The 16,829-nt window shown below is 59.5% G+C and carries 13 protein-coding genes; 9 read left to right on the forward strand and 4 right to left on the reverse strand.

Translation table 11 applies throughout. The features are described from left to right. Positions 1–50 precede the first annotated feature (50 nt). From ACR0B0_RS10440 to ACR0B0_RS10455, 4 genes are read left to right on the forward strand one after another with little or no spacing between them, the layout of a single operon-like run. On the forward strand, positions 51–1,058 hold the full coding sequence (locus tag ACR0B0_RS10440; RefSeq protein ID WP_170349703.1) for an AAA family ATPase: 1,008 nt from the start codon (positions 51–53) through the stop codon (positions 1,056–1,058). Continuing rightward, on the forward strand, positions 1,055–1,930 hold the full coding sequence (locus ACR0B0_RS10445; RefSeq protein WP_170349704.1) for a DUF58 domain-containing protein: 876 nt from the start codon (positions 1,055–1,057) through the stop codon (positions 1,928–1,930). The genes ACR0B0_RS10440 and ACR0B0_RS10445 overlap by 4 nt, the downstream gene beginning before the upstream one ends. Beyond that, positions 1,927–4,692 carry a DUF4159 domain-containing protein gene (locus tag ACR0B0_RS10450; protein WP_480647670.1) on the forward strand — a complete coding sequence of 922 codons (2,766 nt, stop codon included), beginning with the start codon at positions 1,927–1,929 and terminating at the stop codon, positions 4,690–4,692. Before ACR0B0_RS10445 ends, ACR0B0_RS10450 begins: the two co-directional genes overlap by 4 nt. Then, positions 4,689–6,731 (forward strand): hypothetical protein, encoded by a 2,043-nt coding sequence (locus ACR0B0_RS10455; protein ID WP_480647672.1) that lies wholly within the window; start codon positions 4,689–4,691, stop codon positions 6,729–6,731. The genes ACR0B0_RS10450 and ACR0B0_RS10455 overlap by 4 nt, the downstream gene beginning before the upstream one ends. On the opposite strand, the gene ACR0B0_RS10460 is transcribed toward ACR0B0_RS10455, so the two are convergent. After that, the gene (locus tag ACR0B0_RS10460; RefSeq protein ID WP_170376322.1) at positions 6,732–7,580 is read right to left on the reverse strand and encodes a 2-keto-4-pentenoate hydratase; all 849 of its coding nucleotides are present in this window, start codon (positions 7,578–7,580) and stop codon (positions 6,732–6,734) included. Positions 7,581–7,697: 117 nt separating this feature from the next. Between ACR0B0_RS10460 and ACR0B0_RS10465 the strand changes: the two genes are divergently transcribed. Next, positions 7,698–9,899: a response regulator gene (locus tag ACR0B0_RS10465; protein WP_480647675.1), complete on the forward strand. Its 2,202-nt coding sequence runs from the start codon at positions 7,698–7,700 to the stop codon at positions 9,897–9,899. An 8-nt stretch (positions 9,900–9,907) separates the two neighbouring features. Further along, complete coding sequence (locus ACR0B0_RS10470; protein ID WP_170349709.1) at positions 9,908–10,366, forward strand: VOC family protein; 459 nt, start codon at positions 9,908–9,910, stop codon at positions 10,364–10,366. Here the strand turns inward: ACR0B0_RS10470 and yaaA are convergent. The 3 genes from yaaA to ACR0B0_RS10485 all read right to left on the reverse strand — a co-directional run bounded on the left by yaaA (position 10,357) and on the right by ACR0B0_RS10485 (position 13,578). Continuing rightward, on the reverse strand, positions 10,357–11,127 hold the full coding sequence (gene yaaA / locus ACR0B0_RS10475; protein WP_170349710.1) for a peroxide stress protein YaaA: 771 nt from the start codon (positions 11,125–11,127) through the stop codon (positions 10,357–10,359). The two genes, ACR0B0_RS10470 and yaaA, sit on opposite strands and share 10 nt — an antisense overlap. 33 nt (positions 11,128–11,160) lie before the next feature. Then, positions 11,161–13,200: a DNA helicase RecQ gene (gene recQ, locus ACR0B0_RS10480; RefSeq protein ID WP_480647677.1), complete on the reverse strand. Its 2,040-nt coding sequence runs from the start codon at positions 13,198–13,200 to the stop codon at positions 11,161–11,163. Between the two features lie 90 nt (positions 13,201–13,290). Continuing rightward, on the reverse strand, positions 13,291–13,578 hold the full coding sequence (locus ACR0B0_RS10485) for a YggT family protein (protein WP_480639028.1): 288 nt from the start codon (positions 13,576–13,578) through the stop codon (positions 13,291–13,293). Positions 13,579–13,708: 130 nt separating this feature from the next. Here ACR0B0_RS10485 and ACR0B0_RS10490 point away from each other — a divergent pair, with 130 nt between their 5' ends. The 3 genes from ACR0B0_RS10490 to ACR0B0_RS10500 are packed head-to-tail and all read left to right on the forward strand — an operon-like array spanning position 13,709 to position 16,790. Continuing rightward, positions 13,709–15,076: an MFS transporter gene (locus ACR0B0_RS10490; RefSeq protein WP_480647680.1), complete on the forward strand. Its 1,368-nt coding sequence runs from the start codon at positions 13,709–13,711 to the stop codon at positions 15,074–15,076. Continuing rightward, positions 15,073–15,936 (forward strand): penicillin-insensitive murein endopeptidase, encoded by an 864-nt coding sequence (mepA, locus tag ACR0B0_RS10495; protein WP_170376310.1) that lies wholly within the window; start codon positions 15,073–15,075, stop codon positions 15,934–15,936. The genes ACR0B0_RS10490 and mepA overlap by 4 nt, the downstream gene beginning before the upstream one ends. Then, positions 15,909–16,790, forward strand: coding sequence for an esterase-like activity of phytase family protein (locus ACR0B0_RS10500; protein ID WP_480647682.1), 882 nt, complete (start codon positions 15,909–15,911; stop codon positions 16,788–16,790). Before mepA ends, ACR0B0_RS10500 begins: the two co-directional genes overlap by 28 nt. Positions 16,791–16,829 lie beyond the last annotated feature (39 nt).

A 16,829-nucleotide genomic window follows, 5' to 3' on the forward strand; every position in this document is an offset into this window, starting at 1 on the left:
CCTCTCAGCGCGATACACTTCAATCATAATAGTCCACGGAAGGGAAAGTCATGAGCGAACCTGCCGACCTCGTGTCCGAGATCGAAGCGCTGGAAAACAAGCTGCAAGAGGCCAAGGCCTCGATCACCCGTCGCTTTATCGGACAGGAACGGGTCGTTGACCTGACCCTGACTGCGCTGTTGTGCGGCGGTCACGCTTTGTTGATCGGCTTGCCGGGGCTGGGTAAGACGCGATTGGTTGAAACCTTGTCGACGGTGATGGGCCTGCATGGCAATCGTATCCAGTTCACGCCCGATCTAATGCCTGCCGATATTCTGGGGTCCGAGGTTCTGGACACCGCTGATGACGGCACCCGCCACTTCCGCTTCATCTCTGGCCCGATCTTCTGTCAGTTGCTGATGGCGGATGAGATCAACCGCGCCAGCCCGCGGACTCAGTCGGCTCTGCTACAGGCAATGCAGGAACGCACCGTAACCGTGGCGGGCGAAGATCGCCCGCTGGGCGAGCCGTTTCATGTTCTCGCCACGCAAAACCCGATTGAACAGGAAGGCACCTATCCCCTGCCCGAGGCGCAGCTGGACCGGTTCCTTGTTCAGGTCGATGTTGAATACCCTGACCGTCAGACCGAACGAGACATTTTGCTTGCAACCACAGGGGTCGAAGAAGACGAAGCCCATCAGATTTTCACCAAAGATGAACTGCTGGCCGCGCAGGTTTTGCTGCGTCGCATGCCGGTGGGAGAGTCGGTTGTGGAGTTGATTCTTGATCTGGTTCGTGCGTTCCGCCCAGAAGAGGCGGGTGCGTCCGAGCGCGTCGCAGAAACAGTTGCCTGGGGTCCAGGTCCCCGTGCGGCGCAGGCGCTGATGATGACGGTGCGGGCCCGCGCGATGTTGCAGGGGCGGTTGGCGCCAAATGCCGAAGATGTCCTGGACATGGCCCGCCCGGTGCTCAGCCACCGGATGGCGCTGAACTTCGCGGCGCGCGCGCGTGGTGATAGTCTGGCTGAGCTGATCGACTCGACGGCCGCCGGGTTAATCCGTACCGAGGCCGCGGCGTGAATGCCGCGCTGACCCTTCGAGAAAGATCCGAGGCCGAGGCATCCCGGCTGCCGCCGCTGTTGGCGCGCGCAGAACATCTGGCCGGAACCGTTTTGCTGGGCGATCATGGACGCAGGCGCTCGGGCCTTGGTGACGATTTCTGGCAATACCGCCCAGCGCAGATCGGTGACAGCCGTCGGATGATCGACCACAGGCGTTCGGCCCGCGGGGATCAGCAGTTTGTGCGTGAACGGGAATGGCAGATCGCGCAATCGGTGATGCTGTGGGTGGATCAGGGTGCCTCGATGCGGTTTGCGTCCAACAAGAACCTTCCCACGAAAGGTGACAGGGCCCGTTTGCTGGGTTTGGCAATCTCGATCCTGCTGGTTCGCGGTGGAGAGCGCGTGGGCCTAACCGGCACCACGCTGCCGCCCCGGCGCGGAAACGCGCAAATCATCCGACTGGCGCAGGCCTGGTCAGGCGATGTGCAGGACGATTACGCCTCGCCCGAGCATCGCGCCATGATCCCGCGCGCGCGTGCCGTGTTCATATCGGACTTTCTGGGCCCGATGAGCGAGGTGGAGCTGGCCCTGACCAAAGCTGCCGACCGTGGTGTACGGGGCGTTTTGATGCATGTTCTGGACCCCAGCGAGGAATCTTTTCCCTATCACGGCCGCACCGTGTTCGAGAGTGTCGGACGAACCTTGAAACACGAGACCCTGAAAGCTGGTGCTTTGCGTGGCCGGTATCTTGAGCGGCTGGCGGAGCGCAAAGAAGCGCTACAGCAATTGTGCCGGGCGACAAATTGGCAATATGGCCTGCACCACACTGAAGACAGCGCACAGGCGGCGCTGCTGTGGCTGTACCGCGCTTTGGACGGGAGCTTGCGATGACGGCATTTCTGTCAGTGATCAGCTTCACATCCCCTTGGGTATTGCTGAGCCTGCTGGCCCTGCCGATCCTGTGGCTGATTCTGCGCGCAGTTCCACCTGCACCGATCCGCCGCTTGTTTCCCGCGGTCACTTTGCTTTTGGGACAGAAGGACAAGGAAAGCGTTTCGGACCGTACCCCGTGGTGGTTGCTTTTGCTGCGGATGGTGGCAGTTGCCGCGATCATCATCGGATTAGCCGGACCGGTATTGAATCCGTCACGTATTCAGGCCGGGTCCGGCCCGTTGCTTTTGGTGTTGGATGCAAGCTGGGCCGGGGCTACTGGATGGCCAGCAACGCTGGAGCAAATTGACGCCCAGTTGGTTGAGGCCGGACGCGCGGGCCGTCCGGTATCCATTTTGCGCCTTACAGAGCCGGAAACCCCTGTCTTTCAGGCGGCAGAGGCCTGGCGCGGGCGGTTGCCGGGGATGGTTCCGGTGCCATGGCAACCAAGCGAAACCCAGATCACGCAGGCAATTGACGTGCTGGATCAGATCGAAGAGGACTTTGACACATTCTGGTTCAGCGACAAGCTGGCTTACCCGAACAGCGCCCGAATTCTGGACACTTTGCAATCGCGTGGTGACGTGACGGTGTATCAATCTGCCGCCCCGGTGCTGGCGATGGTTCCGGCAGTGTATCAGGATGGGGTTATTCAACTGACTGCAAGACGATCTGAACCCGGGCCGGCGACGGCTGTCACGCTTGTGGCTCAGGGCCGCGACCCGGCGGGTGTCATGCGCATTCTGCACAGCGCTGATGCCGTTTTCGAAGAAAATGAAACAACTGCGCAGGTGGAGCTTGCCCTGCCATCCGAATTGCGGGGACGGATCACAAGGTTCGAGATTCAGGGGCAGCGTTCGGCCGGTGCGGTAACGCTAACGGATGACAGCCTTCGCCGACGCGAGGTCGCCCTGATCGCCGGAACGTTGAACCGTGAAGGGTTGGAACTGCTCTCACCGCTGCACTATCTGACCCAGGTCCTGAGTCCCACTGCGGATTTCGTGGATGGAGGGTTGCTGGAAGTTTTACCTGCCAATCCTGATGCCATCGTTCTGGCCGATGTGGCCAAACTGTCGCCCGGGGAACAGACGGCATTGGTGGAATGGGTCGAACAGGGCGGATTATTGCTGCGCTTTGCCGGTCCGCGCATGGCCGCCAGCGACCTGGGCCGCGATTCCGAAGATGTATTGCTGCCGGTACGTCTGCGCAGCGGCGGTCGCTCGGTCGGTGGCGCGATGAGCTGGGGTGAGGCCAAGGGGCTGGCACCCTTCCCGGAAAACTCGCCTTTCTACGGCTTGCAGGTGCCCGGCGATGTTACGGTCACAACACAGGTCATGGCGCAACCAGACCCTAACTTGGCGGATCGGGTGATTGCGTCGCTGTCCGACGGCACGCCCCTGGTCACACGCAAGGCGCTGGGCTTGGGCCAGGTGGTTCTGTTCCATGTGACGGCAGATGCAGAATGGTCCAGCCTGCCGCTTTCGGGGCTGTTTGTTGAGATGTTGGACCGTCTGGCCGTGGCCTCAGCGGCGAAATCCCGGCAGGATTCGCAGCTACAGGGCACCACGTGGGAGCCGCTGCAAGTGATGGACGGCTTTGGCGCCCTGTCTGATGCGGGCAATCTGGCTGGCGTGGACGGGGTCGAGCTGATCTCGGGCACAATCGGCCCCGAATTGCAGCCCGGCCTTTATGAAAGCGGCAAACAGAAGCTGGCCTTGAATGTTCTGACAGAAGAGGCAGTGGTTAGCCCGGCAATCTGGCCTTCGGATGTACCGATCAAAGGGCAGGAGGTGAACTCTGAGACACCTGTCGGGGGCATCCTGCTCAGCCTCGCTCTGCTATTTCTGACGATTGATGTGATCGCCTCATTGGCCTTGTCTGGCCGCCTTGGTCTGGCCAAAGCGGCGGCGGTTGCGCTGGGTGCCATGCTGTTGGTGCCCGAGGCGCAGGCGCAGACGCCCGAGGATACAGAATTCGCACTGAATGCCACGCATGAGCTGGTGCTGGCCCATGTGCTGACCGGAAATGCGCAGGTTGACGATGTGGCAGGTGCTGGTCTGCGTGGCTTGTCGCAAACGTTGTTCTATCGCACATCAGTTGAACCTGCCGAGCCCTTTGGGGTGGATCTAGAGCGCGATGAACTGGCGTTTTTCCCGCTGCTGTATTGGCCGATCACTCCGGATCAGCCGCAGCCTTCGGCTGAGGCCTATGTTAAACTGAACGCTTATTTGCGGTCGGGTGGCATGATCCTGTTCGACACACGTGATGCGGATATCGCGCGCTTTGGGGCCTCGAGCCCCAATGGGCGCAAACTGCAACAACTGGCGGCCCCGCTTAATATTCCCGCGTTAGAGCCTGTTCCGGGTGATCATGTTCTGACCCGAGCCTTTTACCTGCTGCAGGATTTCCCGGGTCGCTACGCTGGTACAGAAATCTGGGTCGAGGCCGCCCCGGTGGATGCCGAACAGATCGAGGGCATGCCATTTCGCAATCTCAACGACAACGTCACCCCTGTGGTGATTGGCGGCAATGACTGGGCCGGGGCTTGGGCAATTGACCGCAACGGACAGGCGCTGTTGCCAGTCGGGCGTGGTTATGCCGGGGAACGTCAGCGTGAACTGGCCAATCGCTTTGGGGTCAATCTGGTGATGCATGTGCTGACCGGGAATTACAAATCGGATCAGGTACACGTGCCTGCGCTTTTGGACAGGTTGGGACAATGACCGGAACAGTCATCTTTGATCCGCTGATCCCGTGGCCAGTACTGGCCATTGTCGCCGCGATTGCGGTCACAGGGGTTCTGCTGGCCCTTTGGCGCGGCCTGTCTGGTTGGGCCTTGCGCGGGCTGGCGGCGCTGGTGGTGATCGCGGCCCTGGCGGGTCCGGTCTATCAGGTCGAAGACCGAGCGCCGCTGACTGATATCGTGCTGATGATCGAGGATGAAAGCGCCAGTCAGGCCCTTTCGGATCGCGCCGACCAAACCGCGCAGGCGGCCGAGGGTTTGGCTGCTGAAATCGAAGCCCGTGACAATACCGAGCTGCGCCGAATCAAGGTCGCCGACGGAGACGGGGACGAAGGCACGCAGGTCATGGCCGCGTTGAGCGCCGCACTGGCCGAAGAGCCGCGCGCACGGATTGCGGGTATTCTGGTGGTTTCAGACGGTCTGGTGCATGATGTCGAGCAGGCCCCCGACCTGCCCGCGCCGATGCACTTGCTGCAAACCGGACGTGAAAGCGACTGGGATCGCCGCCTGATCGTCCGCAATGCCCCCGCCTTTGCCATTATCGGTGAACCTGTCACCCTGACCTTGCGCGTGGAAGACAGCGGCGCTGCGCCTACCGGGGCGACCACTGCGCCGCTTGAGATATCAGTAGATGGGGCCGAGCCGGAACAATTCACCATTCCCATCGGCGTCGATGTCGAATTGCCCATCGCTCTGCCGCATGGTGGGCGCAATGTCATCCAGTTCACTGTGCCTCAGGCCGAGGGCGAATTGACCGACCGCAACAACACCGCGCTTATCCAGATGAACGGGGTGCGTGACCGGTTGCGCGTGCTGCTGGTGTCGGGTGAGCCGCATCCGGGTGGGCGGACCTGGCGCAATCTGCTGAAATCCGACAGCTCGGTCGATTTGGTGCATTTCACCATCTTGCGCCCGCCCGAGAAACAGGATGGCGTGCCGGTGGACGAGTTGTCCTTGATCGCTTTCCCAACGCGCGAGCTGTTTCTGGAAAAGATCAACGATTTCGACCTGATCATCTTTGATCGCTACAAACGGCGCGGCATCCTGCCCGCGATCTATCTGGACAATGTCACCAATTATATCAACGAAGGCGGCGCTGTTCTGATTGCGGCAGGGCCGGATTTTGCCAGCGCCGACAGCATCTTCCGTTCACCTTTGGCGCCGATTCTGCCGGCACAACCCACTGCCCGAGTGATCGAGGAACGTTTCGTGCCCATGGTGACCGATCTGGGCCATCGCCACCCGGTGACGACAGATCTGGGGGATTCCGAGGATTGGGGTGCATGGCTGCGCCAGATCGACGTCAACCACCGCACGGGTGAGCTGTTGATGACCGGTGTGGATGAGCGACCCCTGCTGGTGCTGGACCGCGTGGGCGAAGGGCGCGTGGCGCTCTTGGCGTCGGACCATGCCTGGTTGTGGAGCCGGGGTTTTGAGGGCGGCGGGCCGCAATTGGAACTGTTGCGCCGTCTGGCCCATTGGATGATGAAAGAACCCGAGCTTGAGGAAGAAGCCTTATGGGCCGAAGCCAACGGGCAGGTCATGCGTATCATCCGTCAGACATTGGAGGATGAGGTCGGACCGGTGACCATCACCCGCCCCGATGGCGAAACGCTTGAAATAACGCTCGATGAGGTCTCCCCTGGGCGGTTCGAGGCGACATATTTTGGACCCGAGATTGGCCTCTACCGTCTTCAGGAAGGTGACCAGATGGCAGTGATCGGGCTGGGCCCCGCTGCGCCGAAAGAGTTTGAGCGCACCATCGCCACTGATGAGGTGCTGAAACCCGTACTGGCCGAATTGCGCGGGGGTGCAATCCGACTGGAAGACGGGTTGCCGTCTATCCGCAATGTCCGCGCCGGGCGTCCGGCTGCTGGGCGCGGATGGATCGGCCTGACCCCGCGAGAAGCCTATGAGACGCGCGATGTCACACAGGCCGGGCTTTTACCGCCCTGGCTGGTGCTGGTGCTGGCCGGTGGCTTCTTGCTGGCCGGATGGTTGCGCGAAGGGCGACGTTGATTACTCGAACACCACGCTGACCGTGGGATCACCGGGCAGACCCGCATAGGTGACGGACGCCCCGCCTTTGCCCTTTGCAGGCGGCACAAGCGGGCCGAAAGACCCGACCGAAATCAGGTCGCCGGCTTGAAACTCGATACCTTTCGACATCAGCCATAGGGCCGCATTTGCCGGGTGCCCCAAAACGGCCGCCCCTGGGGCTTGCGCCAGTACCTCGCCATCCGCGGCGCGGAGTGTGACCGTCATATCCTGCAACGCCTGCGTCATCGCTGTAGGATCGGATACGGGAATTTCAGAGCCTAACACGCCGAGTTTCGGGGCAACGCCAATGGCGGTTAGGGTAACCGGCGTGATTGGCTCCCCCTCGGCCAGGGTAAGATCCGGCAGCTCGATAAAGGGGCGGATGGCTGAGATATGGGCAAGAACTTCGGCCGGGGTAGTCGCCTGATTGATGCCAGCGTCGCCGACAACCAGCACCAAATCGGCCTCAAAAACCGGACGCGCACCCCATGTGGCGGGTACAGTGGCCCCGTCGTCCAGCATCATATCGCGGTACAGAACGCCCTGAACCGGTTCAGATGCGCCGAACCGCTCTTGCGCGGGGGCGCTGGTCAGGCCTGCCTTATAGCCGATGATCGGCCCCAAATGTGGTTCTAACACACTGACTATCTTGGCCTGTGTACACAGCGCGTCTTCCATGCTGCCATCCGCAGAAAGGGCCGCCGTCGGCGTGTTGGTCAGATAGTCCTGCACATATTGGTCGATCTGCGCTTCTGTGGCGCAATCCGCCACCGCATGAGAACCCAGCGTGATTGCGCAGAGTATTGGCAAGTATGTTTTACGCGGCATGGCAGACCTCCAGGTTTTCGAAAACTCTGGCACGATGGTCCGTGTTCGGGCAACGGCTTAAGCACTTTTTCACGCTCTGTCTGGATGCTGGGCGCAAGTTACCCGGGATCAGCAACGATGAGTCTAGCAACCAAACTGGCACAGGAACGGCGTGCGCGGCTGGCGGCCGAGCGGCTGTTGGAAATGAAGCAGGTCGAATTGTCAGCCGCCAATCGCAAGCTGGGTTTGCATGCGATGGCCCTGACCAAACGCATCGGTGAAACCCAGGCCGAGGTCGAAACGGTCAGGGATGAAAATGAAAAGGTCAAATCCGACCTGACCGAAGCCAATGCCAAGATCGAAGTGGCCGAGCGCCGCTTGTGGCATTCGATGCAGACCATTCAGGACGGTTTCGCCTTTTTCAATGACCAAAGCAACATGATCGGGGCCAATGCCGCCTATCTCAGCCTGTTTGACGGTTTGGAAGAAGTGTCGCCGGGTATTGCCTATGCCCGTATCCTTGAGATTCTGACCGACGAAGGGTTGATTGACATTGGCGCGGAATCTCCGGCCGATTGGCAGGCCAGAATGCTGAACCGCTGGGCACAACCCCAGCCGGAATCGGTGGTGATCAAACTGTGGAATGGTGAATATTTCAAGTTGATCGACCAGCGCGGCAATGGCGGTGACGTGGTCAGTTTGGGCCTGAACATCACCGCCTCGGTTCGGCATGAGGCTGAGTTGAAGGCCGCCCGCGAACGGGCCGAGGCCGCAAACCGGGCCAAATCTGCCTTTCTGGCCAATATGAGCCATGAAATCAGAACCCCGATGAACGGCATTGTCGGCATGACCGAGTTGATGTCGGAAACCCCGCTGGACGAGGAACAGCGGCTCTATCTCAACACCATCCGCAACTCGGGCGAGGCGTTGTTGGTGATCATCAACGACGTTCTGGATTATTCCAAGATCGAGGCGGACAAGCTGATCCTGCACCCTGAACAGTTCGATTTTGAACGCTGCATTCTTGAGGTTGCGATGCTGATGCAACCCAGCGTGCGCGACAAAGGGCTGTCCTTGTTGGTCGATTATGATTTGTTCCTACCGACCTTGTTCGTGGGCGATCCCGGTCGCGTGCGGCAAGTATTGACCAATCTGGTGGGCAATGCGGTCAAGTTCACCACCGAAGGCCATGTGTTGATCCGCGTCACTGGTGTGCCGAATGCAGACACGAACACATGCGATATTCACGTTGCGATCGAAGACACCGGTATCGGCATCGAAGAGGACAAGATCGGGCACATCTTCGGTGAATTCAATCAGGTCGAAGATGAAAAAAACCGCGCATTCGAGGGTACAGGGCTGGGGTTGGCGATCACCAAGCGGCTGATCACACTAATGGGCGGGTCGGTCTGGGTGGAAAGCGAACCTGAGCAGGGCTCCTGTTTTGGATTTCGCATCTCGTTGCCCACCATCGAAGGCCCGCAACCCACACCGCCTGATTTGGCTGATCGGCTGCGCCACGTGGTCGTTGTCGAGGATCTGGCGGTGAACCGTGCCATCCTGTCGAAACAGCTAGGGCGATTGGGATCGAAAGTCACCGTTTGCGCCTCGGGGGGTGAGGCGCTGGCCGCTGTTGATGGCAGTGTGGACCTGTTGCTGTGTGATCACGACCTGCCGGACATGGATGGGTTGGAACTGGCGACCACGCTGAAAGACCGGGGCTGGGGGGATTTGCCCGTGGTGGTGATGTCGGCCAATCCCGGTGTCATCCACGCCAACCCGGCACGTAACCTGATTGACGGGGTTTTGCAGAAACCTATTCCCCGCGCCGAACTGTATTCGCGCTTGACGACATTGGGGCGGCTGCCTGTCACGCCTGAAGCTGCTTCAAGTGATCCCGAGGCACCGTCAGAGCCGCAGGGTGAACGCCAGATGCGTGTTTTGGCAGCCGAGGACAATCGGACCAATCAGTTGATCCTGCAAAAGATGGTCAAGGATTTGAATATTGACCTGCAATTCGCTGCGAATGGGCTGGAAGCCGTAGACCAGCATCAGAAATTCGACCCGGACCTGATTTTCATGGATATTTCGATGCCCAAGATGGATGGGAAACAGGCCACGGCGGAAATCCGGCGGCGCGAGATTGACACAGATCGGCATGTGCCGATTGTCGCATTGACGGCGCATGCCATGGCTGGGGATGATCAGGGCATTCTGTCGGCCGGATTGGATCACTATCTGACCAAACCGCTGCAAAAGCGGAGAATCCACCAGATGATATTGGACCATCAGCCCGAGGATGTTTTGCCTGTCATTGCCGAAGATGCACAGGCTGAATAGGGTAAGCCATGACTGATCGTGGATTTCAGCCTCGTGCCTTGGGTGAGATTGCCATTCGCTGTGCCGATATGGGCGCGATGATGGCGTTTTATGAAGATGTAATCGGGCTGGAACGCCTGAGCGGTGATCACAACAGCGCCATCACCTTTTTCCGCATCGCCGAAGGGTTTGGCGGACATACACAGGTGTTGGCTTTGTTCGACCATGCGGCCGCCCCGCGGCCTGGGTTGCGCCCGACCGGCGCCGACAAGCCCACTACCGGCGCCGGGTCATCGCTGCATCATATTGCTCTGTCATTGCCCTTTGCCGAACAAGAGGCCGTTATGCGCTGGTATGACAAAATCAGTCAGCCTTACCGCGTTGAACAATTCGGCTGGATCGGATGGCGGGGCATTTTCACCGAAGACCCCGAGGGCAACACGGTTGAGTTGGTTGCTTACGACCCATCGATGCTGGATCAGGCCTGATAGGGGCGCACGAAAACGAGTCTGTCCTCTTGCGACAGGTCCGAGCGGTATTCATATCCACCAGTGTCGAAATCCAGCAACCCTTTGGGGTCGGTCAGACGGTGTTGAACGATATATCGGGCCATCGCACCCCTCGCTTTTTTGGCAAAGAAACTGACGATCTTGGGGGTGCCGGCCTTGTCTTCCATAAAGACCGGCGTGACCACCCGCAGCTTCAACGCCTTAAGGTCAACCGCGCCGAAATACTCCTGACTGGCACAATTCACCAGAATGTCCGATCCAACCTCATCAGCTTGTGCGTTCAGCGCCTTGCTCAGCTGATCGCGCCAGTATTCATACAGGTTTTTGCCGCGCCGGGTTTTCAGCTTGCTGCCCATTTCAAGACGATAGGGTTGAATTGCGTCCAGCGGGCGTAACACCCCATACAGACCGGACAGGATACGCAGATGGTCTTGTGCCCAGGCCATTTCTTCGGCATCCAGCGAGGTCGCTTCCAGCCCCTGATAGGTATCCCCAGCAAAGGCCAGCGCTGCAGGTCGGGTCAATTCAGCGCCAGGCGAGTCCGAAAATGCTCGATACCGGTCACGGTTCAGACGGGCCAGATCGTCGCTGAGGTCCATCAGTTTTTTCAAATCGCCCAGTGTCAGATTGCGGGCGGTTTTCGACAGTCGGATCGCGTCGTCCTGAAAGTCGGGTTGCGTGACCTCAACGTCCCGCTCTGCCCAATCCAGCCGCTTGGCCGGGGAAACCACTACCAGCATATCCGCCCTCGTTTCTTGCCTGATGCTGGGTATCTAGCCCGCCTGACGCAGCACGTCCAGAAACGCGGCACCAAACCTTTCGTGACGACGGTTGCCCAGCACCTGTTCCATCCCGCGCGGGTCATTGGGGCGCAGTTGTGCGACCTTGGCCAGTTGTGAGGCCGAACAGGTCAGCGGTTTGTCAATCCCGTCGGAGCCGCGTGAAAGCCGTGTTTGAACCTCAAGCAGTCGGTCATAGATATCCCCTTGTTCGCGGCCCGCCAGTTTGCGGCGTGCTGGGTGCAATTCTTCAACCGCGCCGGTCAGCACCTCAAGGAAGGTGTCGCCGTACCGTTCCAGCTTTTTTGCGCCAACTCCGCTGATCCGGGCCATATCGTCCAAAGAGGCCGGGCGTTTTTCGGCCATTTCAATCAGGGTGCGATCGGGAAAGATAACATAGGCCGGAACTCGCGCGCTTTCCGCCAGCGCGCGACGTTTGGCCTTGAGCGCAGATAGCAGCGGCGCGTCTTCCTCGGACACCATCATCTTGACGGCGGGCCTCCGGGTGGCCTTGCGGATCGTGTCTTTGCGCAGGTTAATCTGCGCCTCACCCTTCAGGATCGGCTTGGCTGCTTCGGTCATGCGCAACGCGCCGTGGCGTTCGGGATCGGGGCGAACAAGATCGTGGCCCATCATCTGCCGGAAGATCGCCTGCCATTGCGGGCGCGACCAGTCCTTGCCGATGCCCCATGTGGACAGGTTGTCGTGCCGCCGGGCGCGAATCTTGTCGGTTTCATTACCCAGCAGAATGTCGATCAGATGGCCCGCGCCAAACCATTCCTCGGTGCGCAGGATCGCCGACAAGGCCATGCGAACGGGGGTGGTGCCATCGAACATTTCCGGAGGGCTGTCGCACAGGTCGCATTTACCGCAAGGTTCGATCTGTTCTCCGAAATACCCCAGCAGGGTCTTGCGTCGACATTCGAGCGCCTCGGCCAGCCCGAGCAGAGCGTTCAGCCGCGCGTGATCCGCCATGCGCCGTTCCGGTGGGGCGAGCCCCTCATCGATCTGGGACCGGCGCAGGCGAATGTCTTCGGGGCCGAACAGGGTCAGGGTTTCAGCAGGCCCGCCGTCGCGTCCGGCGCGGCCGATTTCCTGATAATAGGCTTCGATGGACTTGGGTAGGTCCGCATGCGCGACCCATCGGATATCGGGTTTGTCGATGCCCATTCCAAACGCAACGGTGGCAACCACGATCAGCCCATCCTCGCGGGCAAAGCGGGTTTCGACGATGCGGCGGTCTTCGGCCTCCATTCCGCCGTGATAATGACAGGCGGTGTGGCCTTCGGCGCGCAAGGCCTGGGCCAACACTTCGGTTTTGTTGCGGGTGCTGCAATAGACGATACCCGATTGGCTTTTGCGTGCCTCGGCGAAGTCGAGGATCTGTTTGCGCGGCCCGTCCTTGGCGGCAAAGGCCAGATGGATATTGGGCCGGTCAAAGCCGTGCAGGAATTTGCGCGGGGCGGTGCCGTCGAACAGTTTTTCGACGATTTCATCTTGCGTTTCGGCATCCGCTGTGGCGGTGAAAGCGGCCAAAGGCACGTCCAATGCGCGCCGTAATTCTCCAATCCGCAGATAATCTGGGCGGAAATCATGGCCCCATTGGCTGACGCAATGGGCCTCGTCCACTGCGATCAGGCTGACATTGATCCGACGCAACATGCCCAAGGCTGACCCGGCGGCCAGACGCTCGGGGGCCATGTAGAGCAGTTTCAGACGCCCGGCCTCCAACGCCTCCCACACGGCGTCGGTTTCTTCGGGGGTGTTGCCCGAGGTTAGCGCACCGGCCTCGACCCCGGCCTCTTGCAGCCCGCGCACCTGATCGCGCATCAGAGCAATCAGAGGAGAGATAACCACCGTCACCCCGTCGCGCATCAAGGCAGGCAGCTGAAAACACAGGGATTTGCCGCCGCCTGTGGGCATGATTGCCAGCACGTTTTCACCCAGCGTGACGGCATCGACGATCTCTTCCTGACCGGGGCGGAAGTCGTCGAATCCAAAGACATCTCGCAGCAAAGGCGCGGCGTCGAACATGTGCGGGGTTGCCCTGTTTTAAGGTTTATCTGCTCTTAAGACAGGACAATCACATACTAAGATTCGGTGAACAAGAGGGAACACGCGCCTCTAGATGAACCCAAACAATGTCGGCAGGATGAATTCTCGTAACGAGATAATTACAACCAATACCACAAGAGGAGTCAGGTCGATTCCACCGAGGTCGGGCATAATTCGGCGGATCGGCCGGTAGATTGGTTCAAGGATTTTGTTGAGCCCATACCAAATCTGAGCAACCACCTGTTGATGTAGATTTAAAACCTGAAAGTTGATTAGCCAACTCATGATCACGTGAATGATGACAAACCAATAGACAATGCTGAGGATGAGCATCAAGGGACCGTAAATCGCCATCATCTTCGTGAACTCCAAGTTTGTTTCGGGAGAGTTAGTAGTTGGGGCGACAAAGAGCAAGCCCGCGCCATAGAACGCTTGCGAATTGGCCCAAAGCCCCGTCATATGAAAACAACAATAAACAGGGGCGGTTATGGCAGAGATTTCCAAACGCAGGCGCATCTGGGGCTGGTGGTTTTTCGACTGGGCCAGCCAGCCGTATCACACCCTTCTGGTCACCTTTGTGTTCGGCCCCTATTTCGCCGGGGTTGCGGCGGGGTATTTTTCGGGCACCGGGCTAGAGCCGCAGGCCGCCGCCGCGCGGGCGCAGACGGTTTGGGCCAATTGCCTGACCATCACCGGGTTGATCATCGCCTTTGGCGCGCCTTTGCTGGGTGCGATGGCGGATGTGTCGGGGCGGCGCATTCCGTGGATCTTTGCCTTTTCGGCGATGTACGCGGTGGGATCTGCCGCGCTTTGGTACACGCTGCCCGATGGCTCGAACATGTGGCTGATGCTGTCGGCCTTTGGGCTGGGTTTTGTCGGCGCGGAGTATGCGCTGATCTTCATCAACTCTCAGCTGCCTGATCTGGGCGATGACAATGAAGTGGGCGAAATTTCGGGTTCGGGCTTTGCGTTTGGCTATTTCGGCGGGTTGATTTCATTGGCGATCATGCTGTTGCTGTTCGTCGAACAGCCCAACGGCAAGACGCTGATTGGCATGGACCCGATGTTCGGGCTGGATGCGGCGAGCCAGCAGGGCACGCGGTTCGTCGGTCCCTTTACCGCCGGTTGGTTCATCCTGTTCATGGTGCCCTATTTCCTTTGGGTGCGTGATGACCCGGACAGTAACAAGACTGGCAGCCTGCGTGAGGCGCTACACTTGCTGGGCAAATCCATCTCAGACTTGCGGCACCGGGTCAGTCTGGCGACCTATCTGGGTTCCTCCATGTTCTACCGCGATGCGCTGAACGGGCTGTACAGTTTCGGCGGTGTCTATGCACGGCTGGTATTGGAATGGGGGCTGATCAAGATCGGAGTGTTCGGGATTGTCAGTGTTCTGGCCTCGGCCATCTTTGCGTGGGTCGGTGGCAAGATGGATAAGAAATACGGCCCTAAACCAGTTATTTTGGTCGCGATCTGGGTGCTGATCTTTGTCTGCATCACCGTGGTGTCGATGGATCGGACGCAGATTTACGGCATCTCCTTGCCCGAAGGGTCAGGCCTGCCGGATCTGGTGTTCTTTGGCTGCGGAGTTCTGATCGGCGGTATGGGCGGTATCCTGCAATCGGCCAGCCGATCCATGATGGTGCGCCATACCGACCCAAACACGCCAGTCGAAAGCTTTGGCCTTTACGGCCTGTCCGGCCGCGCGACATCTTTTGCCGCGCCTTTGCTAATCGGGATTGCCACAACTGTTACGGGCAGTGCGCGGTTGGGGGTGTCACCGATCATTCTGTTGTTTATTCTGGGCCTGTTCCTAATGCGCTGGGTTAAACCGGAAGGGGATCAGAGCAGATGATTTTACTACGTTTTTTAGCAATAATCGCCGCGATGACATTGGCAGGAGCAGCCGGGGCGCAGCCCTTGGCCAAGCAATTGTTCGGGGCGCAAAAGCAAAGTTCACAGCAAAAACCGGCCGCGTTCGGCAGTTATTCGCGCGGATGTGCCGCGGGGTCGGTGCAACTGCCCGAAACGGGGCCGACATGGCAAGCCATGCGCCTGTCGCGTAATCGCAACTGGGGCCACCCGGAGGCGGTGGATTACGTACAGGACCTCAGCAAGTTTGCGGCCCGGCAACCGGGGTGGAATGGTCTCTATATAGGGGATATCAGCCAACCGCGTGGTGGTCCGATGACTTCTGGTCATCGCAGCCACCAGTTGGGGTTGGACATTGATATCTGGATGCTGCCCGGCGACAACATGCGGCTGTCGCGCAAAGCGCGCGAGAATATCTCGTCGATTTCCCTGCGCCGCGCCAACGGGGCCTATGTGAATGGCAATTGGACGGCACAGCACCACGCCGTGCTGCGTGAGGCGGCAAAGGACAAGCGCGTGGCGCGGATTTTCGTCTTTCCCGGCGCCAAGGTTCAGATGTGCAATGATGAGAAAGGCAACAAGGCCTATCTGCGCAAGATCAGGCCATGGTGGGGGCATCATTATCATTTCCACGTGCGTCTGAAATGCCCCAAGGGCTCGCGCGGCTGTGTCAATCAGGACGCGCCGCCCAAAGGTGATGGGTGTGCCGAGGCGCAGCAATGGGTGCGCAACATCCTCAACCCGCCGCCACCTGACCCGAACGCGCCTGCGCCGAAGAAACGCCGCGAGTATGTTCTGACCGATTTGCCCCAGCAATGCGCCGCAGTCTTGCAATCCAACTGATTGCTACTTTGCTGGCGGGTGCGGTTTGGGCGGTCGAGGTCAAGACGGCCACATACTTAAACAGCTTTGTCTGGCGCCACCCGGCGGAATGGTTTGGCGGGTTTTCAGCCCTGTATATCTCGGACAACGGTCGGCATATGCTTGCGCTTAGTGACCGGTCGGTTCTTGTCCGCGCGACCATTGCGCGGGATGAGGATGACATTACAGGGGTCCGGATCACCGGGAACTGGCCGGTTCTCTCCAGCACAGGACGGCCCTTATCCGGCGAAGCAGGGGATTCCGAAGGCATTGCGGTCGCACCGGACGGTAGCCATTACATCTCATTTGAGTCAGTGCATCGCGTTGCCCGGTACGCGACTCCCGACGCCGAAGCGCGGGTGCTGCCGCGCCCAAAGGCGTTTGAAAATCTGAAACTGAATGGGTCGTTCGAAGCCTTGGCAATCGACAATCAGGGGTGGCTGTATACCCTTCCCGAAAGAAGCCGGACCGAAGCAGGCGATATCCCCATTTATCGCTGGGACGGGCAGGGTTGGTCGACCCCTTTCGTGTTGCCACAGCGGGGCAAATTCTTGCCTGTATCTGCCGATTTTGGTCCGGATGGTCGGTTCTATTTATTGGAACGAGCCCTGTCCCTGACAGGGTTCCGCACCCGCCTGCGGCGGTGGCAGATCACAGAGGATTCTGTCGGTGCCGAAGAAAACCTGTTTACGACCGGCACAGGCACGCATGATAACCTCGAAGGGTTGTCGGTTTGGCGCGATGATCAGGGGCGGTTGCGCGCCACGATGATCTCGGACGACAACTTTCTGGTCCTTCAGCGCACTGAACTGGTGGAGTATCTGCTACCGGATTGACACATCCCAACCAAAGGTCTAAACGCACGGCTTGCCTTG

It is taken from the genome of Ruegeria sp. BA12 (assembly GCF_056539625.1).

What these genes read in the sequence shown, in the direction of transcription:
- ACR0B0_RS10500 (WP_480647682.1), top strand. Translation starts at nt 15,909, where the DNA reads ATGCGCCGCAGTCTTGCAATCCAACTGATTGCTACTTTGCTGGCGGGT.
- ACR0B0_RS10455 (WP_480647672.1), top strand. Translation starts at nt 4,689, where the DNA reads ATGACCGGAACAGTCATCTTTGATCCGCTGATCCCGTGGCCAGTACTG.
- ACR0B0_RS10465 (WP_480647675.1), top strand. Translation starts at nt 7,698, where the DNA reads ATGAGTCTAGCAACCAAACTGGCACAGGAACGGCGTGCGCGGCTGGCG.
- yaaA (WP_170349710.1), bottom strand. Translation starts at nt 11,127, where the DNA reads ATGCTGGTAGTGGTTTCCCCGGCCAAGCGGCTGGATTGGGCAGAGCGG.
- mepA (WP_170376310.1), top strand. Translation starts at nt 15,073, where the DNA reads ATGATTTTACTACGTTTTTTAGCAATAATCGCCGCGATGACATTGGCA.
- ACR0B0_RS10485 (WP_480639028.1), bottom strand. Translation starts at nt 13,578, where the DNA reads ATGATGGCGATTTACGGTCCCTTGATGCTCATCCTCAGCATTGTCTAT.
- ACR0B0_RS10450 (WP_480647670.1), top strand. Translation starts at nt 1,927, where the DNA reads ATGACGGCATTTCTGTCAGTGATCAGCTTCACATCCCCTTGGGTATTG.
- ACR0B0_RS10490 (WP_480647680.1), top strand. Translation starts at nt 13,709, where the DNA reads ATGGCAGAGATTTCCAAACGCAGGCGCATCTGGGGCTGGTGGTTTTTC.
- ACR0B0_RS10440 (WP_170349703.1), top strand. Translation starts at nt 51, where the DNA reads ATGAGCGAACCTGCCGACCTCGTGTCCGAGATCGAAGCGCTGGAAAAC.
- ACR0B0_RS10470 (WP_170349709.1), top strand. Translation starts at nt 9,908, where the DNA reads ATGACTGATCGTGGATTTCAGCCTCGTGCCTTGGGTGAGATTGCCATT.
- recQ (WP_480647677.1), bottom strand. Translation starts at nt 13,200, where the DNA reads ATGTTCGACGCCGCGCCTTTGCTGCGAGATGTCTTTGGATTCGACGAC.
- ACR0B0_RS10460 (WP_170376322.1), bottom strand. Translation starts at nt 7,580, where the DNA reads ATGCCGCGTAAAACATACTTGCCAATACTCTGCGCAATCACGCTGGGT.